The following is a 22,031-nucleotide window of genomic DNA, read 5'->3' as shown; positions in this document are numbered from 1 at the left end:
TGTCGAACAGTGTGAGAGGGATAGGGGCCGGGCGATGGCTAAGAACATCCAGTCGCTTGAAAGAGCGGCGGCCATGCTGCGACTGCTCGCGGGCGGCGAGCGCCGGCTCGGCCTGTCCGACATCGCGTCCTCGCTCGGGCTCGCCAAGGGAACGGCCCACGGGATCCTGCGCACCCTCCAGGCGGAGGGCTTCGTGGAGCAGGAGGCGGCCTCGGGCCGCTACCAGCTGGGCGCGGAGCTGCTGCGGCTCGGCAACAGCTATCTGGACGTGCACGAGCTGCGGGCGCGGGCCCTGGTCTGGACGGACGACCTGGCCCGGTCCAGCGGCGAGAGCGTGCACCTGGGGGTGCTGCACCAGCGGGGCGTGCTGATCGTGCACCACGTCTTCCGGCCGGACGACAGCCGCCAGGTCCTGGAGGTGGGGGCCATGCAGCCGCTGCACTCCACGGCCCTGGGCAAGGTCCTCTCGGCGTACGACCCGGTGGCGCACAGCGAGGTCGTCGAGGTCGAGCGGGAGGCGTTCACGCCCCGGACGACGACGGAGCTCGGGGACTTCGAGACGCTGCTCGACACGGTGCGGGCGCGGGGCTGGGCGGCGGACCTGGAGGAGACCTGGGAGGGCGTGGCGTCGGTGGCGGCGCCGATCCACGACCGGCGGCGGATGCCGGTCGGGGCGGTGGCGGTGACGGGCGCGGTGGAGCGGCTCCGCCCGGACGGCGAGCTGCGTCCGGAGCTGGTGGCGGCGGTGCGGGACTGTGCCCGCGCGGTCTCCCGCGACCTGGGGGCGGGCCGCTTCTGAGCCCTCCGGGGCCTCCCCCGCACCCCTTTCCGACCCGCCGGTAACGATCGCGTTATCGGCGGGTTTTTCACTTCCCAGACCCTTGACGTGCTGTTAACCCCGGGGCAAAACTTCCGTTCATCGGTCGGCATTGCCGAACACCTAACGGCAATACGCGCTAGAGTGTGGCAGTGCCAAGGGCCGGCAACGCCCTCAACACGAGGGTGCGGACCATCGGAGGGACCCGTGGTTCGCCTTCCCCTGGACGAAGGACAAAGGAGTCGCGGGTGTCCAGCTCCGACATCTTCCTCGGCGAGACCATCGGTACCGCCGTACTCATCCTGCTCGGCGGCGGCGTGTGCGCCGCCGTCACGCTCAAGAGCTCCAAGGCCCGCGGCGCGGGCTGGCTCGCGATCACCTTCGGGTGGGGCTTCGCCGTCATGACGGCCGTCTACATGACGGCTTCCCTCTCCGGCGCCCATCTGAACCCCGCCGTCACGGTCGGCATCGCGATCAAGGACGGGGCCTGGGGCGACGTGCCCGTCTACTTCGCCGGCCAGATACTCGGCGCGATGATCGGCGCGGCGCTGGTCTGGGTGGCCTACTACGGCCAGTTCCGGGCCCACCTCACGGACCCGGAGACCATCGGCGAGAAGCCGATCGAGGGCCCCGGCCCGGTGCTCGGGATCTTCTCCACCGGCCCCGAGATCCGCAACACCTGGCAGAACCTGGCCACCGAGGTCATCGGCACCGTCGTGCTCGTGCTCGCCGTGCTCACCCAGGGCCTCAACGACAGCGGCAAGGGCCTCGGCGTCCTGGGCGCCCTGATCACCGCCTTCGTCGTGGTCTCCATCGGCCTCTCGCTCGGCGGCCCGACCGGCTACGCCATCAACCCGGCCCGCGACCTGGGCCCGCGCATCGTGCACGCCCTGCTGCCGCTGCCGAACAAGGGCGGCTCCGACTGGGGCTACGCCTGGATCCCGGTCGTCGGTCCGCTGATCGGCGGCGCCCTCGCCGCGGGTATCTACACCATCGCGTTCGCCTGAGCCGTCCTTCTTCCAGACTTCCCTTGGAGCACACCGTGACCGACGCACACACCTCCGGCCCCTTCATCGCCGCCATCGACCAGGGCACCACCTCCTCCCGCTGCATCGTCTTCGACAAGGACGGCCGGATCGTCTCCGTCGACCAGAAGGAGCACGAGCAGATCTTCCCGAAGCCGGGCTGGGTGGAGCACGACGCCGCCGAGATCTGGACCAACGTCCAGGAGGTCGTCGCCGGCGCCCTGGAGAAGGCGGAGATCACCGCCGCCGACGTCAAGGCCATCGGCATCACCAACCAGCGCGAGACCACGCTGCTGTGGGACAGGCACACCGGCGAGCCCGTCCACAACGCCCTCGTCTGGCAGGACACCCGCACCGACGCCCTCTGCCGGGAGCTCGGCCGCAACGTCGGCCAGGACCGCTTCCGCCGCGAGACCGGCCTCCCCCTCGCCTCGTACTTCTCCGGCCCCAAGGTCCGCTGGCTGCTCGACAACGTCGAGGGCCTGCGCGAGCGCGCCGAGCGCGGCGACATCCTCTTCGGGACCATGGACTCCTGGGTCATCTGGAACCTGACCGGCGGCGTCGACGGCGGCGTGCACGTCACCGACGTCACCAACGCCTCCCGCACCATGCTGATGAACCTCCACGAGATGGCGTGGGACGAGCGCATCCTGCAGTCCATGGAGGTCCCGGCCGCCGTCCTGCCGGAGATCCGCTCCTCCGCCGAGGTGTACGGCACGGTCAAGGGCGGCGTCCTCGACGGCGTCCCGGTCGCCTCCGCGCTCGGCGACCAGCAGGCCGCCCTCTTCGGCCAGACGTGTTTCGCCGAGGGCGAGGCCAAGTCCACGTACGGCACCGGCACCTTCATGCTGATGAACACCGGCGAGAAGATCATCAACTCCTACAGCGGCCTGCTGACCACGGTCGGCTACCGGATCGGCGACGAGAAGCCGGTCTACGCCCTGGAGGGCTCGATCGCCGTCACCGGCTCCCTGGTGCAGTGGATGCGCGACCAGATGGGCCTGATCAAGTCCGCCGCCGAGATCGAGACCCTCGCGTCCTCGGTCGAGGACAACGGCGGCGCCTACTTCGTCCCGGCCTTCTCCGGCCTGTTCGCCCCGTACTGGCGCTCCGACGCGCGCGGCGTCATCGCCGGCCTCACCCGGTACGTCACCAAGGCGCACATCGCCCGCGCCGTCCTGGAGGCCACCGCCTGGCAGACCCGCGAGATCACCGACGCCATGACGAAGGACTCCGGCGTCGAACTGACCGCGCTCAAGGTCGACGGCGGCATGACCTCCAACAACCTGCTGATGCAGACCCTCTCGGACTTCCTGGACGCGCCCGTCGTGCGCCCCATGGTCGCCGAGACCACCTGCCTCGGCGCCGCCTACGCCGCCGGCCTGGCCGTCGGCTTCTGGCCCGACACCGACGCGCTGCGCGCCAACTGGCGGCGGGCCGCCGAATGGACCCCCCGCATGGACGCCGACAAGCGCGACCGCGAGTACAAGAGCTGGCTGAAGGCCGTCGAGCGTTCCATGGGCTGGCTCGAAGACGAATCCGACGAGCAGTAAGAGCGAGCAGTAAGAGGAGTAAGCGACATGACCACCCTGCAGAGCGTCCCCGCCCTGGGGACGCGCCCGGCTGCCGGTTCCCTGCCGAGCCGCGCCGAGACCCGGGAACAGCTCTCCAAGGCGACGTACGACCTCCTGGTGATCGGCGGCGGCATCCTGGGCATCTCCACCGCCTGGCACGCCGCGCAGTCGGGCCTGCGGGTGGCCCTGGTGGACGCCGGCGACTTCGCCGGCGCCACCTCCTCCGCCTCCTCCAAGCTGCTCCACGGCGGCCTGCGCTACCTGCAGACCGGCGCGGTGAAGCTGGTGGCGGAGAACCACTTCGAGCGGCGCGCGGTCTCCCGCCAGGTGGCCCCGCACCTCGCCAACCCCCTCACCTTCTACCTGCCCGTCTACAAGGGCGGCCCGCACGGCGCGGCCAAGCTGGGCGCGGGCGTCTTCGCGTACTCCGCCCTCTCGGCGTTCGGCGACGGCGTCGGCCACCTGCTCTCCCCCGCCAAGGCCGCGCAGGACGTGCCGGAGCTGCGGACCGACAACCTGAAGGCCGTGGCCGTCTACGGCGACGACCAGATGAACGACGCCCGGATGGCCCTGATGACGGTCCGCGCCGCGGTCGACGCCGGCGCCACCGTCCTCAACCACGCCGAGGTCACCGGTCTGCGCTTCACCCGCGGCCGGGTCACCGGCGCCGAGCTGAAGGACCGCACCAGCGGCGACGAGTTCGGCGTGAGCGCCCGTCTGGTCCTCAACGCGACCGGCCCGTGGGTCGACCACCTGCGGAGGATGGAGGACCCGAACGCGGCCCCCTCCATCCGCCTCTCCAAGGGCGCTCACCTGGTCCTGAAGCGGACCTCGCCGTGGAAGGCCGCGCTCGCCACCCCGATCGACAAGTACCGCATCACCTTCGCCCTCCCCTGGGAGGACATGCTGCTGCTCGGCACCACCGACGAGGAGTACGAGGGCGACCCCGGCCAGGTCGAGGTCACCGAGAAGGACACCGCCCAGATCCTGGACGAGGCCGCCTTCTCCATCCGCGACCAGCAGCTGTCGCGCGACCTCATCACCTACGCCTTCGCCGGTCTGCGGGTGCTCCCCGGCGGCCCCGGCGACACCTCCAAGGCCAAGCGCGAGACGGTCGTGACCGAGGGCCGCGGCGGGATGCTGTCGGTGGCCGGCGGCAAGTGGACGACCTTCCGCCACATCGGCCGCACGGTCATGAAGAAGCTGGAGCAGCTGCCGGGCCACCCGCTCGGCGAGGACTACGAGCCGGTGTCGGCGCTGCCGAAGCGGCTGCCGCTGCCCGGCATAGCCAACCCGAACGCGGTCGCCCACCGGCTGCTCGTCGACGGCCCGGCGCCCGGTCCGCGCATGGCCGCCGACACCGCCAAGCACCTGGCGACGCACTACGGCTCGCTCTCCTTCGAGATCGCCCGCATGGCGAACGAGAACCCGGAGCTGGCCCGCCGCATCCACCCGGACGCGCCGGAGATCTGGGCCCAGGTCGCCTACGCCCGCGACCACGAGTGGGCCGAGACGGCCGACGACGTGCTGCGCCGCCGCACGACGCTGACCATCCGCGGCCTGGCGACGGACGAGGTCCGCGCCGGGGTCGAGTCGATGCTGGGCGAGTAACTCGCCGACGCACAGGGGCGGTTCCTCTTCGGGGGCCGCCCCTTCGGCGTGCCACATCGCGTCCACACGCCCGCAACACTGCGCGCGCAGAGTTGAAGCATGAAGTTTCAAGTGCTCACGATCGTCCACCACTCCCCGCACCCGCTCACCGGCGAACTGCTCTCCGCCGCGGACCGCTTGGAGCAGGTCGTCGCGCTCGGCGAGACCGCCGAACGGCTGGGCTTCGACGCGTACGCGGTCGGCGAGCGGCACGCGGGCGCGTTCCTCTCCTCGGCCCCGACCGTGCTGCTCGCCGCGCTCGCCGCCCGCACCACCCGGATCCGGCTCCTCACCGGCGTGACCGTGGTCGCGATCCTCGACCCGGTCCGGGTCGCAGAGGACTACGCCACCCTCGACCAGCTCTCCCGGGGCCGGCTCGAACTCGTCGTCGGCAAGGGCGCGGAGGCCGGTCACTTCGACCTCTTCGGCCTGGACGAGGAGCGGCAGTGGGACCTCCAGAAGGAGAAGTACGAGCTGCTCCGCCGCCTCTGGACCGAGGAGGGCGTCGACTGGGAGGGCGAGTTCCGGCCCGCCCTGAAGGGTGTGACCACGGTGCCGCGCCCGTACGCCGGTCCGCCCCGGATCTGGCACGGCTCGGCCACCAGCCTCAACTCCCCCGAGCTCGCGGCCAAGCACGGCGACCCGCTCTTCACCGCCAACGCGATCCAGCCCCGAGAGGCGTACGCGCGGCTCATCGCCCACTACCGGGAGAAGTTCGAGGAGTACGGGCACGATCCGGCCCACGCGCGCGTGGCGGCCGGTTCCGGCGGCCTGCTCATCGCCGACACCCCCGAGCAGGCGGTCACCCGCTACAAGGACCTGTACGAGGCGAGGATCCGGCAGAGCTTCCGGCCGGACCTGGAGGGGAAGGCCGGCTACAACACCCCGTTCCGCACGATCGAGGACGCCGTCGCGGGCGGCCCGCAGCTGATCGGCTCGCCGCAGCAGATCATCGACAAGATCCTCGGCTACCACGAGCACTACGGGCACGACCTCCAGTCCGTCACGGTCGACACCTTCGGGCAGTCGACGGCCGAGCAGGCCGAGACGCTCCAGCGGTTCGCCGAGGAGATCGCCCCGGTGGTCCGGAGGGAGGCGCCCAGCACGCTCTGGGAGGAGTGACGCCGCCGTGTGCGGAGGCGAGTTCCTGGGTAGTCGATCAAGGCCGCACGGGTTTTCGGGGATGTCCGGAGGCTGCGGACGGACCGCCGGAAAGCCGTAAGGTTGGTCCGTACGACAGGAACTTCGTGAAGGAGGCGCTGGGTGATCGAGCTCGAGGGGGTGCCCGAGCTGATCGACCCGGTCATGGTGGCCGCGTTCGAGGGCTGGAACGACGCCGGGGACGCCGCCTCCACCGCGGTCGATCACCTGGACCGGGAGTGGAAGGGCGAGGTGTTCGCGGCGCTCGACGCCGAGGACTACTACGACTTCCAGGTGAACCGGCCCACGGTCTTCCTGGACAACGGCGTGCGGAAGATCACCTGGCCGACGACCAGGCTCTCCGTGGTCCGGGTGGGCGGAGACAAGCCCCGTGACCTGGTGCTCGTGCGCGGGATCGAGCCCTCGATGCGCTGGCGCTCCTTCTGCAACGAGCTGCTCGCCTTCGCGCACGAGCTGGGCGTGGAGATGGTGGTGATCCTGGGCGCGCTGCTCGGCGACACCCCGCACACCCGGCCGGTGCCGGTCAGCGGAGTGACCTCCGACCCGGACCTGGCGCGCACGATGGACCTGGAGGAGACCCGGTACGAGGGTCCGACGGGCATCGTGGGCATCCTCCAGGAGGCGTGCACGCACGCGGGCGTGCCGGCCGTGAGCCTGTGGGCGGCGGTGCCGCACTACGTGTCGCAGCCGCCGAACCCGAAGGCGACGCTGGCGCTGCTCAACCGGCTGGAGGACCTGATCGGGCTGCGCATCCCACTGGGCGAGCTGCCCGAGGACGCGCGGGCCTGGCAGCTGGGCGTGGACCAGCTGGCCGCCGAGGACAGCGAGGTCGCCGAGTACGTGCAGACCCTGGAGGAGGCGCGGGACACCGCGGAGCTTCCGGAGGCGTCCGGCGAGGCGATCGCCCGCGAGTTCGAGCGGTACCTGCGGCGGCGCGAGCCGGGCGCGGGGCCCGGGCCCGGGGTGGCGACGGAGGGCGGGGACTCCCCGTTCCTGCGGGACCCCGGCAGCGGCCGCACCCGCCCGCCGAAGCCGGAGCAGCCGGGACCGGAGTCGGTCCCGGGCGCGGAGGCGGTCCCGGGGCCGGAGACGGAGGCGGTCCCGGAGGCGGAGGACGGCGGGGGCCCTTCCGGTGAGGGTCCTTCCGGTGAAAGCCCGTCCGGCGAGAACCCGGAGCGAGAGAACCCGCCCGGCGAACGCCCGCCCGGCGAAAAGCCGACCCGCGAAAAGCCGATCCGCGAGGACCCGACCGGCGAGAGCCCGTCCGGTGAGACCCCGGAGCGTGGCGAGGACCCGGACGGCGGCTCCGGCGCGTAACGAGCGGTCAGCAGTACGGGAGGGGCGTCCGGAACCGGGCGCCCCTCCCTCGTGCCGTCACGTCGTACGGACCTCTCCGACGCCCTACAGAGCGACGCCCAGGAGCGCGTCGACGGTGCGGGAGACGAGTCCGGGCGCGGAGTCGTCGGTGCCCCCCTCGGCCTCCTGGAGCGCGGCCCAGCGGTCGACCGCGGCGAGCGCGGCCGGCGCGTCGAGGTCGTCGGCGAGGGCCTCGCGGACCTCCTCGACGAGGGCGTCGGCGGACGGCCCGTCGGGGCGGGAGACGGCGGCGCGCCAGCGGCCGAGGCGCTCCACGGCGTCCTGGAGGACCTGATCGGTCCACTCCCAGTCGGCGCGGTAGTGGTGAGAGAGGAGCGCGAGCCGGACGGCGGCCGGGTCGACGCCGTCGCGGCGCAGCTGCGAGACGAAGACCAGGTTGCCCCGGGACTTGGACATCTTCTCGCCGTCGAGGCCGACCATCCCGGCGTGGACGTACGCCTTGGCCATCGGGAACTCGCCGGTGAGGGCCTGGGCGTGCGAGGCGCCCATCTCGTGGTGCGGGAAGATCAGGTCGGAGCCGCCGCCCTGCACGTCGAAGCCCATGCCGAGGTGGTCGAGGGCGATGGCGACGCACTCGATGTGCCAGCCGGGGCGGCCAGCGCCGAGGCTGCCGCCGTCCCAGCTCGGCTCGCCCTCGCGGGCGGCCATCCAGAGCATCGGGTCGAGCGGGTTCTTCTTGCCGGGGCGCTCTGGGTCGCCGCCGCGCTCGGCGGAGAGGTGGCGCATCAGCTCCGCGTCGTAGTGCGAGACCCCGCCGAAGTGCGGGTCGGCGTCGACGGAGAAGTAGACGTCGCCGTCGAGCTCGTAGGCGGCGCCGGAGTCCCGCAGGCGCTCGACGAGCGGGACGATGCCCGGTATGGCCTCGACCGCGCCGATGTAGTGCCGCGGGGGCAGCATCCGCAGGGCGGTCATGTCCTCGCGGAAGAGGGCGGTCTCGCGCTCGGCGAGGCCGACCCAGTCGACGCCGTCGCGGATCGCGCGCTCCAGGAGGGGATCGTCGACGTCCGTCACGTTCTGGACGTAGTGGACCTGCCGCTTGGTGTCGAGCCACACGCGCTGAACGAGGTCGAACGCGTTGTAGGTCGCCGCGTGACCCATGTGGGTCGCGTCGTACGGGGTGATGCCGCAGACGTAGATACGGGCGACGGGGCCGGGGACGAGGGTGACTCGTCCGCCGGTCGCGGTGTCGTGGATCCGGAGGTCGCGGCCCTTGCCGGGAAGGGCGGGGACCTCAGAAGCGGGCCAGGCATACATGACCCGAGCGTAACCGGACAGGTGTTCCGGATACGAACCGGATCCGGGATCTTGACCGATTAGGCGGTCTTGCGGGGCGAATGCGCTCGTGCGTACCCCTGGGGGGTGCCTTTCCCGGAGGCGCGGCTTGGCCGAAACCTTTCGGTCGAACATCTGGGGCGCCGGAGCCGTACGGGACCGGAAGCGGGGCCCGGGACAGCGGTTCTCAGACGGGCGGCCAGGGGATGGCGGGCCACAGGCCCGAGGGCTCCGGGTGGCGTCCGGCCGTCCGCAGGGCCGCCACGCGGGCGCGTACCGCCGTCACCTCGGCGGCGGTGAGCAGTTCGGCCAGTCGGGTGGCGAGCGGCGCCCCGGGCGCCAGGTCCCGGTCGAGGCGGGCGAGGACCTCGACCGCCTCGGCGGGCAGTTCCTCGCCCGCCCATCCCCACAGCAGGGTGCGCAGCTTGTCCTCGACGTGGAAGGTGACCCCGTGGTCGATGCCGTACAGGTGCCCGCCGGGGGCCGGCAGCAGGTGGCCGCCCTTGCGGTCGCCGTTGTTGACGACGGCGTCCAGGACGGCGAGCCGCCGCAGTCCGGGGGTGTCGGCGTGGACGAGGAGGGCGGTGCGGCCCTCGCCGACCTCGGCCTCCCCGACGGCCTTCCAGCCCTCCCCCGGCTCCTCGTCCTCGGTGAGGGCCAGGAGCCGCGCCCCGGGGTCGGCCTCGATCCACAGCTGGACCATGCCCTCCCCGTGCGGGCCGTCGCGGAGCACGGTCGGCGGGACGAGACCCCAGCCGGTGGCCTCGGAGACCTCGTACGCGGCGACCTCGCGCCGGGCGAGGTTGCCGTCGGGGAAGTCCCACAGCGGCCGCTCCCCCGCGACCGGCTTGTAGACGCAGGCCGCCTCCAGGCCCTCGTACGAGACGGAGCAGTACAGCACGGCGTTGGAGGCCTCGCGGATCCTTCCGCGTACGGTCAGCTCACCGCGGGCGAGCAGTTCCGCGCCCGGCAGGGTCTGGGGGCTGCTGCTCATGCTCCGCGGCGGTATCCGTTCTGACGGGGGCAGACGTGCCCCTCGGGGTCGAGCGGCAGGCTGCACAGCGGGCACGGCGGGCGGCCGGCGTTGACGACGTCCAGGGCCCGCTTGGCGAAGGCCCGGGCCTGGGCGCCGGTGAGGCGGACCCGGAGCATCGGCGGGCCGTTCTCCTCGTCCTGGAGCAGCCGCTCCTCGGCCTCGGCGAGGTCCTCCTCGGAGTCCGCGTCGAGCTCCACGAGGGCCTGCGCCTCGACGATCATGCGCTGTTCCTCGCCGTCCCAGGCGAGCGCCATGGTGCCGACCCGGAACTCCTCCTCGACGGGCGCGTCGAGGGGGGCGGTGTCCGCGATCTCGGCGGGGGCGACGGCGGGCACGGGCGCGTTGCCGCCGGTGCGCCGCACGACCTCGTCGAGGAGTTCGTCGATGCGCTCGGCGAGGGCGGCGACCTGCATCTTCTCCAGGGCGACGCTGGTGACCCGGCCGCCGGCGGACGCCTGGAGGAAGAACGTACGGCGGCCAGGCAGCCCGACCGTGCCGGCCACGAAACGCTCCGGTGGGTCGTAGAGGAACACCTGACGGGACACGTTCCCGGCTCCTTGCGTCTCGACGGTCGTACTACAACGGCGCGTCCACCCTACTGCGCGAAGGGATCACGGTGCGCCCGCACCGCCACCGACCTCGGCCGTCCCGGCTCCTCCGGCGCGCTCGCGGGGGGCGAATCCGGCGAAGTCCCCCGTGTCGCCGAGCCGGACGAGGAAGGGACGCAGGCGCGTGTAGCGGATGACGGTGACGGAGCAGGGGTCGACGTGGACGCGCTGGAAGAGGTCGAGGTGGAGGCCGAGGGCGTCGGCCACGAGCGACTTGACGATGTCGCCGTGCGAGCACATGAGGTAGCAGGCGTCCTCGCCGTGCTCGGCCTCGATCCGCGCGTTCCAGTCCCGTACGGCCTCGACGGCGCGGTTCTGCATGGCGCGCATGGACTCGCCGCCGGGGAAGGCGGCGGCGGAGGCGTGCGCCTGGACGACCTCCATCAGGGGCTCGTCGTTGAGCTCGGCGAGCTTGCGGCCCGACCAGTCGCCGTAGTCGCACTCGTTGATCCGGTCCTCGACGTGGAGCGGGAGGTCCGGGCGGGCGTCGAGGAGGGGGCGCAGGGTCTCCCGGCAGCGCTGGAGGGGGCTGGAGACGGCGGCGGCGAGCGGGACGTCCGCGAGGCGGCCGGGGAGGGCGGCGGCCTGCGCGGCCCCGCGCTCGTCGAGCGCGATCCCGGGCGTGCGCCCGGCGAGGACCCCGGAGGTGTTGGCGGTGGAGCGTCCGTGCCGGACGAGGATCAACGTGGCCATGCCGGCCAGCCTAGGGGGTGCCCGGCGCGGACCCGGCGCCTCGGGGGACGTCGGTACGCGCACGCGTGCGTGCGGAACGGCCTTCGGATCGGGGGCGGTGCTGCCGGCGTCGGGCACGCGCGCGTGCGGAACGGCCGGAGGCCCGCGCGGGCCGCGCACATGCATGGCCGGGCCGTTCGGGGGGAGAATGCGCCCCGTGATCGTGGACTCTGCCATCTACCGGGACGGGCACCGCATGGACGGCCCCTCCGACCTCTCCGACGCCCTGGGGGAGGCGCGGTCGACGGGTGACGACGCGTTCCTGTGGGTGGGGCTGCACGAGCCCACGGAGGAGGAGTTCGACCACGTCGCCTCGGAGTTCGCGCTGCACCCGCTGGCCGTCGAGGACGCCCTGAAGGCCCACCAGCGGCCCAAGCTGGAGGTCTACGACGACTCGCTCTTCATGGTGCTCAAGCCGGTCGTGTACGAGCCGGAGAGCGACCGGGTCTCCTCCGGCGAGCTGATGCTGTTCGTGGGCGACTCGTTCGTGGTCACGGTCCGGCACGGCGAGGGGGCCCCGCTGGCGGAGGTGCGCCGGCGCCTGGAGGCCGACCCGGAGGTCCTGAAGCACGGGCCGACGGCGGTCCTGTACGCGGTGAGCGACGCGATCGTGGACCACTACCTGGAGATCGCGGGCGAGCTCCAGGTGGACCTGGAGGAGCTGGAGGCGGACGTCTTCGCGCCCAGCGGGGACGCGGCCTCCAACACGGCGGCGCGGATCTACACGGCGAAGCGGCAGGTCCTGGAGTTCCGCCGGGCCAGCGGTCCGCTGGCCGGTCCGATGGCCCGGCTCACGGCCGGTTCGGTGCCGTTCGTGAACGAGCACTCCCAGCCGTTCTTCCGGGACGTCAACGACCACCTGATGCGCTCCAACGAGCAGGTGGAGGGCCTGGACCGGCTGCTGTCCGACGTGCTCTCGGCCCATCTGGCGCAGATGGGGGTGCGGCAGAACGACGACATGCGGAAGATCTCGGCGTGGGCGGCCATGGCCGCGGTCCCCACCATGGTCGCGGGGATCTACGGCATGAACTTCGAGCACATGCCGGAGCTGCGCTGGGGGATGGGGTATCCGGCGGTGATCCTGGTGATGACGGGCATCGTCGTGGTCCTGTACCGGATGTTCAAGCGGCGCGGCTGGATGTAGGGCACGTCCCGCCGCGCCGGTCGCCGGCTCAGAAGGCGGGGGCGGGGGTCGCCGGGCCTCCGAGGGCGTCGAGCCGCTCGGGCGTCCTGAGGTCGATCATCTTGTGCCATCCGGCGAGGCGCTCGTACGCGTACATGGCGTGGATGCCGGCGGCGAGGGCCAGGGCCTTGGGCTTCGGCCACTCCAGGATGCGGCCCATGTGGCGCATCACGGCGAGGCTGACGTCGCGGTAGACCTGGATCTCGACGAGGGCGGACTCGCGCAGGGTCCGCTGGATCAGCCGGCCGTGGCCCAGGCGGGCGAGCCGGAGCAGTTCCTCGTGGCAGTAGGCGAGGTGGTTCGCCTCGTCGTTGTCGATCATGTGGATGGCCCTGCCCAGTTCGGGGTGGTCCCCGAAGTACGTGACGAGCATGTCCATCTGGTCGGCGGCCCGCTGCTCGGTGACCCGGCTGTGGGCGAGGTAGACGATGATGTCCCGCTCGGTCAGCGGCTCGTCGCGGCGGAGCTTGTCGTGCGCGAGGCCGATGCCGCGCTGTTCGAGCAGCATCGTGTAGTCGGTGTCGGGGGGCACCGGGACGGGTTCGAGGCCGCGCTTCTTCATCAACGCGTTGAAGATCCGGCCGTGCTTGTCCTCGTCGGCGCCGTGCCGGACGATCTTGGGCGCGAGTTCGCGCATCCCGGGGGCGACGAGGGCCGCGATCCGGGCGTTCTCCCAGCCGCCCTGGGTCTCGCCGCTCGCCGCGATCGAGCAGAAGAGCCGGAAGGACTCGTCGTTGTCGATGATTTCCTGGAACAGGCCCTTGGCCGTGAGCATCGCCGCCACCTCCGTGCGGACGTTCGCACTCCGGTACGTCCGGGGAGCACCCCGTCCGGGGAGAACGAGTCAAGTCCGGTCCGGGACGGCGGGCAACACGGGGGCGGGCGGGACTCGGCCGAAAGAGTGACCCCCGGGGGCGTAACCAGGGGCCCTCCGCGGCCGTTGTGCTGCGTGACGGCCGTGGCGGGGAAGACCCCCGAGCCCCCACCACGGCCGCAGACCTCTCCGGTGGCTCCGTACGGGACGTTCCGTACGGAGCCACCGGCGCGTCACGCGAGTCCGGCCCGCTCCAGCGCCTCGACGCCCGCCCGCAGGGCCGCCACCCGCTCGTCCAGGGTGAAGCCGGCCGGGGCGACGGTGAGGGTGGTGACCCCGGCCGCCGCGTAGGCCGCCATCCGGTCCGCGATCCGCTCGACGGAGCCGAGCAGGGTGGTGCGGTCGATCAGCGAGTGCGGCACGGCGGCCGCGGCGCCCGTCTTGTCGCCGGCCAGGTACTTGTCCTGGACCTCGGCGGCCTCCTTCTCGTAGCCCATGCGCCGCGCGAGCTGGTTGTAGAAGTTCTGCTTGCGGCTGCCCATGCCGCCGACGTACAGGGCGGTGTACGGGCGGAACACGTCGGCGAGCGCGTCGACGTCGTCGCCGAGGGCGAGCGGCACGGTGGGACAGACGTCGAAGCCGTCCATGGTCAGGCCGGCCTTCTCGCGGCCCGCGCGGATGTGCCGCAGGGCCGTGTCCTCCAGGTGGTCGGCGGAGGGGAAGATCAGCAGGGCGCCGTCGGCGATCTCGCCGGTCTGCTCCAGGTTCTTGGGGCCGATCGCGGCGATGTAGAGCGGGATGTGCTCGCGCTGCGGGTGCACGGTGAGCTTGAGGGGCTTGCCGGGGCCGTCCGGGAGCGGGAGGGTCCAGTGCTCGCCCTCGTAGCTGAGGCGCTCGCGGGTCATGGCCTTGCGGACGATCTCGACGTACTCGCGGGTCCGGGCGAGCGGCTTGTCGAACTTCACGCCGTACCAGCCCTCGGAGACCTGGGGTCCGGAGACGCCGAGGCCGAGGCGGAAGCGGCCGCCGCTGAGCGAGTCGAGGGTGGCGGCGGTCATCGCCGTCATGGCGGGCTGCCGGGCCGGGATCTGCATGATCGCGGAGCCGACGTCGATCCGCTCGGTCTTCGCCGCGACCCAGGCGAGGACGGTGGGCGCGTCGGAGCCGTAGGCCTCGGCGGCCCAGCAGACGTCGTATCCGAGGCGGTCCGCCTCCTGCGCGACGGCGAGGTTGTCGCCGTCCATACCGGCGCCCCAGTAGCCGAGGTTGATGCCGAGCCGCATTCCACACACCCCTTACCCATCGGTAACGTCTCTCTGGGCCGGACTCTAGCGCGCGGTCGGCGCCTCCGACAGGACGTGGTTGTCCACAGGCTCTCTCCGCGCGGTGCCCCGGCCAGTAATCTCGCGCCCATGGAGCAGAGGCATCTCGGACGTACGGGCCTGCGCGTGTCGCGCGTCGGACTCGGCACCCTCACCTGGGGCCGGGACACCGACGAGCACGACGCCGCCGAGCAGCTGAAGGCGTTCTGGGACGCCGGCGGGACGCTCGTGGACACCGCCGACGTGTACGGCGGGGGCGAGGCGGAGTACCTGCTCGGACGCCTCATGGAGCGGCTCGTGCCCCGGCAGGACCTCGTCCTGTCGACCAAGGCGGGCAGCGTCCCCGATCCCGACCGGCGCACGGACGGCTCGCGCGGACACCTGCTCGCCGCGCTCGACGCCTCCCTCGCCCGGCTCGGCACGGACCACGTGGACCTGTGGCAGCTGCACGCCTTCGACCCGCACACGCCCCTGGAGGAGTCCCTCCAGGCGCTCGACATCGCCGTGCGCAGCGGACGGGCCCGGTACGCGGGCGTGGCGAACTTCTGCGGCTGGCAGCTCGCCAAGGCGGGCACCTGGCAGCTCGGCGGGGACCGGACCCGGCTCGCGGGCGCGCAGCTGGAGTACTCGCTGCTCCAGCGGGGCGTGGAGCGCGAGGTGCTGCCGGCCGCCCTGGACCTCGGGATCGGCCTGCTGCCCTCCTCCCCGCTGGGGCGCGGCGTCCTGACGGGGAAGTACCGGAGCGGGACGCCGTCGGACTCGCGGGGCGCGTCGGAGCGGATGGCGCCGTTCGTGGAGCCGTACCTGGACGACGCGGCGAGCCGGATCGTGGACGCGGTGACGACGGCGGCCGACGGCCTCGCGACGACCCCGCTCCACGTGGCGCTCGCCTGGGTCCGCGACCGGCCCGGGGTGACCGCCCCGATCGTCGGCGCGCGCACGGCGCGCCAGCTCGCGGCCGCTCTGTCGGTGGAGACCCTTAGTCTTCCTGACGAGATCTGTCGGGCGCTGGACGACGTGTCGGCGCCCGTGCACCGCTATCCGGATCACGACTGGAGCACCTTGTGACCGAGCCTTCCGGGGAGACCGCGCCCGAGGCACCCGAGGACGTGGAGCCCACCGAGGACGTACGGGAGGAGACCGGGCCGGCCGAGACCGAGGCCGCCGGGGAGGCCGGGGGGACCTCCGAGAGGCCTGCCGAGGAGACCGGGGAGGCCTCCGGGAAGCCGGTCGAGGAGACCGGGGAGGTCTCCGGGAAGCCGGTCGAGGAGGCCGGAGAGACCTCCGGGAAGCCTGCCGAGGGCGCCGGAGAAGCCTCTGAGCAGCCGGCCGGGGACGCCGACGCGTCCGGGTTGAGCGAGGCGCAGGCCGAGCTGGCCGCGCAGCGGGAGCTGCGGGCGAGGATCGAGGCGCGGAAGGCCGGGAAGGACGGCCCGGTGGCGGCCGGCGCCAAGCTGAGCGGCACCGCGGCGGACCTCCTCGCGGCGGTCCGGGCCGTGGAGGGCGGCGCGGCCAAGGGCAGTGCCTTCTACGAGGCTGCCGAGCCGGTGCCCGGGCCCCCTGCCCCCGGACCGGCCCCGGTGGCCGCCCCCCGGCCCCCCGCATCGGACCCGACCACGGTCCCGGCGCCCGGCACCACGGCCGCCGTCCGCGAGGTCCTCGCACGGGGCGGCGCCCCGGAGGCGCTGGCCGGGCAGGTGGCCGCCGCGCTCGGCGAGGGCGCGGCGACGGCGCTGGCCGACGACCCCTGGCAGCTCCTCGCGGTGGCGGGAGTGCGGCCGGAGCAGGCCGACGGCTTCGCGCGGGCGCTGCTCGGCCCCGACTGCGGCCCCGGCGACCCGCGCCGGACGGTCGCCCTCACCGTGTGGCTCCTGGAGCGGGCCGCGCTCCGGGGGGACACTGCCCTGGAGGCCGGGGCGGTGCGCGCCGGGCTCGCCGCGCACTCCGTGCCCGACCCCGACGGGGCGATCGAGACGGCGGTCTCCGAGGGAGCGGTCCTCCTCTTCCAGGAGGAGCCGGAGGCCCCGGAGGAGACGGAGGAGGACGCGGAGACAGAGGAGCCCGGCCAGAGCGGGGAGAACGGCGAGGGCGGCGAGGAGCCGCCCGCGCTGCTCGGCCTCGACCGGTACGCGCTCGCGGAGGAGAGCCTCGCGGAGGGCCTCGCCCGTCTCGTCAGGACGGCGACGGCGGACACCTGGGAGGGCTCCGAGCTCGAACGCGCCGCCGGGGCTCACGGCCTCGTCCTGCACACCGGCGGCGAGGCCGCCCGCGCCGAGCCGGTGGCGCTCGCCCCGGCGGCCCGCGAGCGGGGCCTGCGCGCCCTGGTCGCGGTCCACTCCGACGAGGGGCGGCGCGCGCTCGGCGCCCCGGGGACGGAGGCCGTGACGGTCGCCGCCCTGCTGTCCGGGGCGGCCGGACCGGGCCGGGACGAGGACGGCGCCTTCGCCCTGGACCTCTTGGTGGTGCTGGACGCGCCGCAGCTGGACGTGGAGACGGCCGCGATCCTCGTGGAGTCGCTTCCGGACGGCTGCCGCCTGGTCCTGAGCGGCGACCCGGAGGTCCTCGGGGCGCCGGGCGCGGGCCGGGTCTTCGCCGACGCGCTCGCGGCCCGGGTGTGCCCCCGGATCGCCTCGCGCGTCCCCGACCCGGGGCCGCTCGGCGAGCTGGTGTCGGGCATCGGCGCCGGTGAGCTGAACCAGGTCGAGGCGCCCGGCAAGGAGATCGTCATCGTCCCGGTGCGGGACGCGGGCGAGGCCGTGCACCGCACCGTCCAGCTGGTGGCCGACTCGGTGCCCCGGGCGTTCGGGGTGCCGCCGGAGCGGACGCAGGTCGTCACGGTCGGCCACGGCGGCTCGGCGGGCACGCGCGCGCTGAACGCGGCCCTCAAGCAGCGGCTCAACCCGGGGCCCGGCCGGTTCGGCGGCTACGACCCCGGGGACCGGGTGGCGTACGCGCCCGTGCCCGGGCGGACGGTCACCGGCACGGTCCTGTCGGCCGACGCCGAGGGCCTGCGGCTGCGGTGCGGGGACGAGGAGGTCCTCGTACCGAAGGAGCGGGTGGAGTCGGCGCTGCGGCACGGCTGGGCGCTCACCGCGCACCAGGCGGCCGGGACGCGCTGGCCCGCGGTGGTCGCGGTGCTGCCCGGGGACGCGGCCGGGGGTCTGAGCCGGTCCTGGGTGTACACGGCCTTCGGCCGGGCGGAGCGCCATCTGTCGGTCGTGCACGGGGTGGACCAGGCGCTGCCCCGCGCGGTGGCCGAGGGGGTGGCCCCGGAGCGCACGACACGGCTGCGGCCGCTCCTGGAGGCGCTGCTCGCCGCCTCCGAGGAGTAGGGAGCGGGAAGGCACCGGGAGCGGCGGGAGGGCCGGGACACCTCGTACGGTGTCCCGGCCCTCCCCTGTCTCCGTCCCGCGTCTCCGTGTCGGCCCGGGGGGTCAGGCGCGGGCCCTCCCGGACGGGCCGCGGCCGTTGCCGCCCTCACCATCGTCCCCGCCCCCGTCCTCGTCCGCGTCCTCGTCGAAGACGGCGCTGACGTCGAAGCGGCAGACGATCCGCTCCGGATCGGCGTGCTCGAAGGGGGCGTTGAGCCACTCCCCCGGTTCGGGGAGTTCGTCGGCCGCGACGACCCAGAGCGTGGAGTCGCCCTCCTCCAGACCGAAGTCCTTGTGCCGGGAGGCGATCTCGTCCGGTTCGTACTCGCCGAAGAGCACGCCGAGCGCGGCGAGGGGCGAGACCCCGGCCTTGGCGGCCGCCCCGGTGACGTCCTCGCCGCCGCTCTCGGCGACGCGGCGGGCCTGGGCGAGCAGGCGCCGGGGTTCCGCCACGGCGTAGTCGCGGCGGATCAGGAGGCTGAGGGCGTGGGGCTCGTCGGGCCCGGTGTACGGCGGCAGGGAGCCGTCCGCGCCGGGGATCTCGAAGGGGGTGACCTCGTCGTAGTGGTCGTAGAGGAGTTCGTCGTAGGTCTCGGCCGCCGAGGCCAGGGCGTTGAAGGCCTCGTAGACGGCCGGGTCGTCGTCCCCCGTGCGGCGTTCGACCGCCGCGAGGTGACGGTCCAGTGCGGCTTTGACCGCCTCGGCGGCGGCACGTACCTCGGCAGCGGTGGGCTGCGCAGCATCAGACATGGGACAGACGCTATCCGTACCGGGGCGGTGCCCGCACAATAGATGCGATGCCGGAATACGAATTTGTCGACGTGTACGTGCCGCGCGGTGTCTCCCGCAAGGAGGCGACGCGGCTGCTGACCGATCATGCCGAGTACGGACACTGGGAGTTGGACCGTCTGAGCCTGCACCGGGACGGGAGCCGCAGAGTGCGGCTGAAGCGGCGGATCATCCGCCAGGTCAGGGCGACCTGGTAGCCGGGAGAACGACGAGAAGGGGCCCCGCGGTGTGCGGGGCCCCTGTGCGTGGCGCGTGTCACACGGCCTCGGGCCGCGCTCCGGTCCGCGAGCGACGCGGCGGCCTCAGGAGGCGCGGCCCCGGGCCGTACGGCGGTCTCAGGCGGCGCGGCGGGCGCGGCGGTAGATCAGCGAACCGGCGAGCAGCAGTCCGGCGCCGGCGGGGACGATCACGCCGAGCGGTCCGGAGCCGGTCTCGGCGAGCTCCTCGACGGCCCGGGGCGGCGCCACGACGTGCGTGTCGGGGTTGTTCGACCCGCCGTCGGTGCCGGGGTTTCCGGGGGTGCCGGGGTTCCCCGGGGTGCCCGGGTTTCCGGGGGTCTCCGGCGTCTCGGGGGTCTCCGGGGTCCCCGGACGCGTCGGCTCGACGCCGTTGCCGCAGTCGTTGCCCGCGGCCGGGTTGAGGAGTCCGATGACCGAGACGCTGTTGCCGCAGACGTTCACCGGGACGTCGACGGGCACCTGGACGTTGTTGCCGGAGCCCACGCCGGGCGAGCCGCTCGTGTGGCCCCCGGCGGAGGATCCGCCGGGCTTGCCCGGCTTGCCGGAGTCGGAGACGTTGGCGCACTTGTTGCCCATCGCCGGGTTCAGCAGCCCGACGACGCTGACGGTGTTCCCGCAGGCGTTCACCGGCACGTGCACCGGGACCTGGACGGAATTCCCGGACGCGACGCCCGGGGAATTCGTGGCCGCACCGTTCGCACCGGAGTCGGCGTGCGCATAACCGCCGCCGACCGCGGCGAAGACGCCGCCGGCGGCCGCAACGGTGATGAGGCCCTTGCGCGTGACCTGTCGCATAGCTTGTTCCCTGCCTGCTCGGCTTCGAAGAAGTGCCACCGGGCGAAGGGCCCGGGGCGGAAATGGCCACCGGCCCCGGAGTGCATGGCACGCACTCCGGGGCCGGACCGGCTCACGCCCTCAGGGGGCGGGGCACAACGTCAGGCGTTGACGCAGGTGTTGCCGAAGGCGGGGTTCAGCAGGCCGATCACGGAGACCGTGTTGCCGCACAGGTTCACGGGAACGTGAACCGGCACCTGGACGACGTTGCCCGAGAGGACACCGGGGGAACCGATGGCCGCACCCTGGGCACCCGCGTCGGCAACGGCCATGCCCGCACCCGCGAGAACGAGACCGCCAGTGGCAGCCGCAGCAGCGACGACCTTCTTGATCATTATTCCTCCTAGTTGGCAATGCGGCCCCAGCCGCGGACCGCACACCTGTAACGAGGGGGAAGGGTGGGGGCTACGAGCCCCCGGGTTCATTCACTCTTTTCGGGCAAAGGCAAACGCGCGGACGAATTCGGCGCGCACCGGAAATGGGCGAGGGCGCCGGGCGGTGGTGGTGGACGGTGATGGCGGGCGGTCTCAGCAGGCGTCCAGGAAGCGGTCCAGGACGCGGGCGCCGAACTTGAGGCCGTCGACCGGGACCCGCTCGTCCACGCCGTGGAACATGCCGGCGAAGTCGAGCTCCGGCGGCAGCTGGAGCGGGGCGAAGCCGAAGCAGCGGATGCCGAGGTCGTCGAAGGACTTGGCGTCGGTGCCGCCGGAGAGCATGTACGGCACGGCGCGGGCGATCGGGTCCTCGGCGCGCAGGGCCAGCTGCATGGCGTCCACCAGGGCGCCGTCGAAGCTGGTCTCCAGGGCCTTGTCGCCGTGCACGTCCTCGCGCTTCACCCGGGGGCCGAGGATCCGGTCGAGGTCGGCCAGGAACTCCTGCTCGTACCCGGGCAGGAAGCGGCCGTCGACGTGCGCCGTGGCCTGGCCGGGGATCACGTTCACCTTGTAGCCGGCGCCGAGCATGGTCGGGGCGGCCGAGTTGCGCAGGGTGGCGCCGATCATCTTGGCGATGCCGCCGAGCTTGGCGAGGGTGGCGTCCATGTCCTCGGGGTCGAGCGGGGTGCCCAGGGCGTCCGAGAGCTCGTCCAGGAAGGACCGGACGGTCTTGGTGACCCGCACCGGCCACTGGTGGCGGCCGAGGCGGCCCACGGCCTCGCAGAGCTCGGTGATGGCGTTGTCGTTGTTGGTCATCGAACCGTGGCCCGCCGTGCCCTCGACGGTCAGCCGCATCCAGTGCATCCCCTTCTGGGCCGTCTCCACCAGGTACAGGCGCAGGTTCTCGTTGACGGTGAAGGAGAAGCCGCCGACCTCGCCGATCGCCTCGGTGACCCCCTCGAAGAGGTCCCGGTGCTCGTCGACCAGGTACCGGGCGCCGTAGGTGCCGCCGGCCTCCTCGTCGGCGAGGAAGGCGAGGACGACGTCGCGCGGGGGCTTGCGGCCGCTGCGCAGCCGGTCCCGCACGACCGCGAGGGTCATCGCGTCCATGTCCTTCATGTCGACGGCGCCGCGCCCCCAGACGCAGCCGTCGGCGATCTCCCCGGAGAAGGGGTGGTGGGTCCAGTCCTCGGCGTTGGCCGGGACGACGTCGGTGTGGCCGTGGATCAGCAGGGCGGGCCGCGACGGGTCCTCGCCCTCGATCCGGGCGACGGTGGAGGCCCGCCCGCGGTGCGACTCGATGACCTTCGGCTCGAGGCCGACCTCGGCGAGCTTCTCCGCGATGTACTCCGCCGCCGCCCGCTCGCCCGGCCCCGAGTGGTCGCCGTAGTTGCTGGTGTCGATGCGGATGAGGTCGCGACAGAGGTCGACTACCTCGTCCTCGCCGCGGACGCTCCCGGCCGTGTTCGACTCGCTCACGCTGCTTCCTCCCACTACGTGCCCCACGTGATTGCTGGTGGTCTCCCCCCATCCTCCCGCGCGGCCCCCTCGCGGCCCAAGGCCGCCCGCCGACCGTCATGCGCCCGTCACATGCCGGGGGCCGTCGAGGCCGCCGGGGGTGGTGATCGACCACCCCGAATGTTTGCTATGGTTTTCCTCGTCGGAAGGGCCCAGCGGCCAGGAAGACAGACACCTTGTCCGGGTGGCGGAATGGCAGACGCGCTAGCTTGAGGTGCTAGTGCCCTTTATCGGGCGTGGGGGTTCAAGTCCCCCCTCGGACACCACACGGAGTCCCGGTCGAGATCTTCTCGACCGGGACTTTCGCATGGGCGCGCACGCGCGCACGCGTACGG

At 73.0% G+C, this 22,031-nt stretch carries 20 protein-coding genes and 1 tRNA gene; 11 read left to right on the top strand and 10 right to left on the bottom strand.

The window, feature by feature from the left end; genetic code table 11:
* Nucleotides 1–34: 34 nt before the first annotated feature.
* The 6 genes from ACIQVI_RS26250 (at nucleotide 35) to ACIQVI_RS26225 (ending at nucleotide 7,544) form a co-directional block, all read left to right on the top strand.
* On the top strand, nucleotides 35–799 hold the full coding sequence (locus ACIQVI_RS26250) for an IclR family transcriptional regulator (protein ID WP_152369796.1): 765 nt from the start codon (nucleotides 35–37) through the stop codon (nucleotides 797–799).
* Nucleotides 800–1,065: 266 nt separating this feature from the next.
* Nucleotides 1,066–1,824 (top strand): MIP/aquaporin family protein, encoded by a 759-nt coding sequence (locus ACIQVI_RS26245; protein WP_383408370.1) that lies wholly within the window; start codon nucleotides 1,066–1,068, stop codon nucleotides 1,822–1,824.
* Between the two features lie 35 nt (nucleotides 1,825–1,859).
* Nucleotides 1,860–3,395, top strand: coding sequence for a glycerol kinase GlpK (glpK, locus tag ACIQVI_RS26240; protein WP_351970825.1), 1,536 nt, complete (start codon nucleotides 1,860–1,862; stop codon nucleotides 3,393–3,395).
* A 27-nt stretch (nucleotides 3,396–3,422) separates the two neighbouring features.
* On the top strand, nucleotides 3,423–5,027 hold the full coding sequence (locus ACIQVI_RS26235) for a glycerol-3-phosphate dehydrogenase/oxidase (protein WP_161372153.1): 1,605 nt from the start codon (nucleotides 3,423–3,425) through the stop codon (nucleotides 5,025–5,027).
* 99 nt (nucleotides 5,028–5,126) lie between these two features.
* Nucleotides 5,127–6,188, top strand: coding sequence for an LLM class flavin-dependent oxidoreductase (locus tag ACIQVI_RS26230; RefSeq protein ID WP_351970826.1), 1,062 nt, complete (start codon nucleotides 5,127–5,129; stop codon nucleotides 6,186–6,188).
* A 141-nt stretch (nucleotides 6,189–6,329) separates the two neighbouring features.
* Nucleotides 6,330–7,544: a PAC2 family protein gene (locus ACIQVI_RS26225; RefSeq protein ID WP_403600104.1), complete on the top strand. Its 1,215-nt coding sequence runs from the start codon at nucleotides 6,330–6,332 to the stop codon at nucleotides 7,542–7,544.
* Nucleotides 7,545–7,628: 84 nt separating this feature from the next.
* Here the strand turns inward: ACIQVI_RS26225 and mshC are convergent, their stop codons facing one another.
* From mshC to ACIQVI_RS26205, 4 genes are all read right to left on the bottom strand, one after another.
* Nucleotides 7,629–8,858 carry a cysteine--1-D-myo-inosityl 2-amino-2-deoxy-alpha-D-glucopyranoside ligase gene (gene mshC, locus ACIQVI_RS26220; RefSeq protein WP_403600101.1) on the bottom strand — a complete coding sequence of 410 codons (1,230 nt, stop codon included), beginning with the start codon at nucleotides 8,856–8,858 and terminating at the stop codon, nucleotides 7,629–7,631.
* A 205-nt stretch (nucleotides 8,859–9,063) separates the two neighbouring features.
* The gene (locus ACIQVI_RS26215; protein WP_403600098.1) at nucleotides 9,064–9,870 is read right to left on the bottom strand and encodes an SCO1664 family protein; all 807 of its coding nucleotides are present in this window, start codon (nucleotides 9,868–9,870) and stop codon (nucleotides 9,064–9,066) included.
* Nucleotides 9,867–10,457: a DUF3090 domain-containing protein gene (locus ACIQVI_RS26210; protein WP_351970830.1), complete on the bottom strand. Its 591-nt coding sequence runs from the start codon at nucleotides 10,455–10,457 to the stop codon at nucleotides 9,867–9,869. Before ACIQVI_RS26210 ends, ACIQVI_RS26215 begins: the two co-directional genes overlap by 4 nt.
* A 66-nt stretch (nucleotides 10,458–10,523) precedes the next feature.
* On the bottom strand, nucleotides 10,524–11,213 hold the full coding sequence (locus ACIQVI_RS26205; RefSeq protein ID WP_403600095.1) for a histidine phosphatase family protein: 690 nt from the start codon (nucleotides 11,211–11,213) through the stop codon (nucleotides 10,524–10,526).
* 187 nt (nucleotides 11,214–11,400) lie between these two features.
* Here ACIQVI_RS26205 and corA point away from each other — a divergent pair, with 187 nt between their 5' ends.
* Nucleotides 11,401–12,396: a magnesium/cobalt transporter CorA gene (gene corA / locus ACIQVI_RS26200; protein WP_351970832.1), complete on the top strand. Its 996-nt coding sequence runs from the start codon at nucleotides 11,401–11,403 to the stop codon at nucleotides 12,394–12,396.
* 28 nt (nucleotides 12,397–12,424) lie between these two features.
* Here the strand turns inward: corA and ACIQVI_RS26195 are convergent, their stop codons facing one another.
* Both ACIQVI_RS26195 and ACIQVI_RS26190 read right to left on the bottom strand, forming a co-directional pair.
* On the bottom strand, nucleotides 12,425–13,210 hold the full coding sequence (locus ACIQVI_RS26195) for a ferritin-like domain-containing protein (RefSeq protein ID WP_403600092.1): 786 nt from the start codon (nucleotides 13,208–13,210) through the stop codon (nucleotides 12,425–12,427).
* A gap of 272 nt (nucleotides 13,211–13,482) precedes the next feature.
* Entirely contained in the window at nucleotides 13,483–14,532 is a 1,050-nt protein-coding gene (locus ACIQVI_RS26190; RefSeq protein ID WP_121828642.1) for an LLM class F420-dependent oxidoreductase, read from the bottom strand.
* A gap of 129 nt (nucleotides 14,533–14,661) precedes the next feature.
* Between ACIQVI_RS26190 and ACIQVI_RS26185 the strand changes: the two genes are divergently transcribed.
* Nucleotides 14,662–15,639: an aldo/keto reductase gene (locus ACIQVI_RS26185; RefSeq protein WP_121828641.1), complete on the top strand. Its 978-nt coding sequence runs from the start codon at nucleotides 14,662–14,664 to the stop codon at nucleotides 15,637–15,639.
* Entirely contained in the window at nucleotides 15,636–17,903 is a 2,268-nt protein-coding gene (locus tag ACIQVI_RS26180; RefSeq protein WP_403600088.1) for a helix-hairpin-helix domain-containing protein, read from the top strand. The genes ACIQVI_RS26185 and ACIQVI_RS26180 overlap by 4 nt, the downstream gene beginning before the upstream one ends.
* A gap of 102 nt (nucleotides 17,904–18,005) precedes the next feature.
* Here the strand turns inward: ACIQVI_RS26180 and ACIQVI_RS26175 are convergent, their stop codons facing one another.
* Complete coding sequence (locus ACIQVI_RS26175; RefSeq protein ID WP_403600085.1) at nucleotides 18,006–18,692, bottom strand: hypothetical protein; 687 nt, start codon at nucleotides 18,690–18,692, stop codon at nucleotides 18,006–18,008.
* A gap of 47 nt (nucleotides 18,693–18,739) precedes the next feature.
* Between ACIQVI_RS26175 and ACIQVI_RS26170 the strand changes: the two genes are divergently transcribed.
* On the top strand, nucleotides 18,740–18,928 hold the full coding sequence (locus ACIQVI_RS26170) for a DUF5703 family protein (protein WP_015032473.1): 189 nt from the start codon (nucleotides 18,740–18,742) through the stop codon (nucleotides 18,926–18,928).
* A 138-nt stretch (nucleotides 18,929–19,066) separates the two neighbouring features.
* On the opposite strand, the gene ACIQVI_RS26165 is transcribed toward ACIQVI_RS26170, so the two are convergent.
* From ACIQVI_RS26165 to ACIQVI_RS26155, 3 genes are all read right to left on the bottom strand, one after another.
* Nucleotides 19,067–19,765 carry a chaplin gene (locus ACIQVI_RS26165; RefSeq protein WP_351970998.1) on the bottom strand — a complete coding sequence of 233 codons (699 nt, stop codon included), beginning with the start codon at nucleotides 19,763–19,765 and terminating at the stop codon, nucleotides 19,067–19,069.
* A 140-nt stretch (nucleotides 19,766–19,905) separates the two neighbouring features.
* A complete protein-coding gene (chpH, locus tag ACIQVI_RS26160) occupies nucleotides 19,906–20,139 on the bottom strand; it encodes a chaplin ChpH (RefSeq protein ID WP_030218232.1) in 234 nt (77 codons plus the stop codon).
* Nucleotides 20,140–20,331: 192 nt separating this feature from the next.
* Nucleotides 20,332–21,657, bottom strand: coding sequence for a M20/M25/M40 family metallo-hydrolase (locus tag ACIQVI_RS26155; protein ID WP_403600081.1), 1,326 nt, complete (start codon nucleotides 21,655–21,657; stop codon nucleotides 20,332–20,334).
* 217 nt (nucleotides 21,658–21,874) lie between these two features.
* Between ACIQVI_RS26155 and ACIQVI_RS26150 the strand changes: the two genes are divergently transcribed.
* Nucleotides 21,875–21,962: transfer RNA gene (locus tag ACIQVI_RS26150), tRNA-Leu, on the top strand.
* Nucleotides 21,963–22,031 lie beyond the last annotated feature (69 nt).

Source organism: Streptomyces sp. NPDC098101, from assembly GCF_044760185.1.
Lineage (GTDB): Bacteria > Actinomycetota > Actinomycetes > Streptomycetales > Streptomycetaceae > Streptomyces.
Note: the sequence above shows the minus strand (reverse complement) of the source record. Positions and strands in the feature narration are given on the sequence as shown.

Excerpts from the sequence above, each read along its gene's own strand:
- ACIQVI_RS26215 (WP_403600098.1), bottom strand. The coding sequence starts at position 9,870 with ATGAGCAGCAGCCCCCAGACCCTGCCGGGCGCGGAACTGCTCGCCCGC.
- ACIQVI_RS26165 (WP_351970998.1), bottom strand. The coding sequence starts at position 19,765 with ATGCGACAGGTCACGCGCAAGGGCCTCATCACCGTTGCGGCCGCCGGC.
- ACIQVI_RS26250 (WP_152369796.1), top strand. The coding sequence starts at position 35 with ATGGCTAAGAACATCCAGTCGCTTGAAAGAGCGGCGGCCATGCTGCGA.
- mshC (WP_403600101.1), bottom strand. The coding sequence starts at position 8,858 with ATGTATGCCTGGCCCGCTTCTGAGGTCCCCGCCCTTCCCGGCAAGGGC.
- corA (WP_351970832.1), top strand. The coding sequence starts at position 11,401 with ATGCGCCCCGTGATCGTGGACTCTGCCATCTACCGGGACGGGCACCGC.
- chpH (WP_030218232.1), bottom strand. The coding sequence starts at position 20,139 with ATGATCAAGAAGGTCGTCGCTGCTGCGGCTGCCACTGGCGGTCTCGTT.
- ACIQVI_RS26230 (WP_351970826.1), top strand. The coding sequence starts at position 5,127 with ATGAAGTTTCAAGTGCTCACGATCGTCCACCACTCCCCGCACCCGCTC.
- ACIQVI_RS26195 (WP_403600092.1), bottom strand. The coding sequence starts at position 13,210 with ATGCTCACGGCCAAGGGCCTGTTCCAGGAAATCATCGACAACGACGAG.
- ACIQVI_RS26190 (WP_121828642.1), bottom strand. The coding sequence starts at position 14,532 with ATGCGGCTCGGCATCAACCTCGGCTACTGGGGCGCCGGTATGGACGGC.
- ACIQVI_RS26170 (WP_015032473.1), top strand. The coding sequence starts at position 18,740 with ATGCCGGAATACGAATTTGTCGACGTGTACGTGCCGCGCGGTGTCTCC.
- ACIQVI_RS26185 (WP_121828641.1), top strand. The coding sequence starts at position 14,662 with ATGGAGCAGAGGCATCTCGGACGTACGGGCCTGCGCGTGTCGCGCGTC.
- ACIQVI_RS26235 (WP_161372153.1), top strand. The coding sequence starts at position 3,423 with ATGACCACCCTGCAGAGCGTCCCCGCCCTGGGGACGCGCCCGGCTGCC.
- ACIQVI_RS26175 (WP_403600085.1), bottom strand. The coding sequence starts at position 18,692 with ATGTCTGATGCTGCGCAGCCCACCGCTGCCGAGGTACGTGCCGCCGCC.
- ACIQVI_RS26205 (WP_403600095.1), bottom strand. The coding sequence starts at position 11,213 with ATGGCCACGTTGATCCTCGTCCGGCACGGACGCTCCACCGCCAACACC.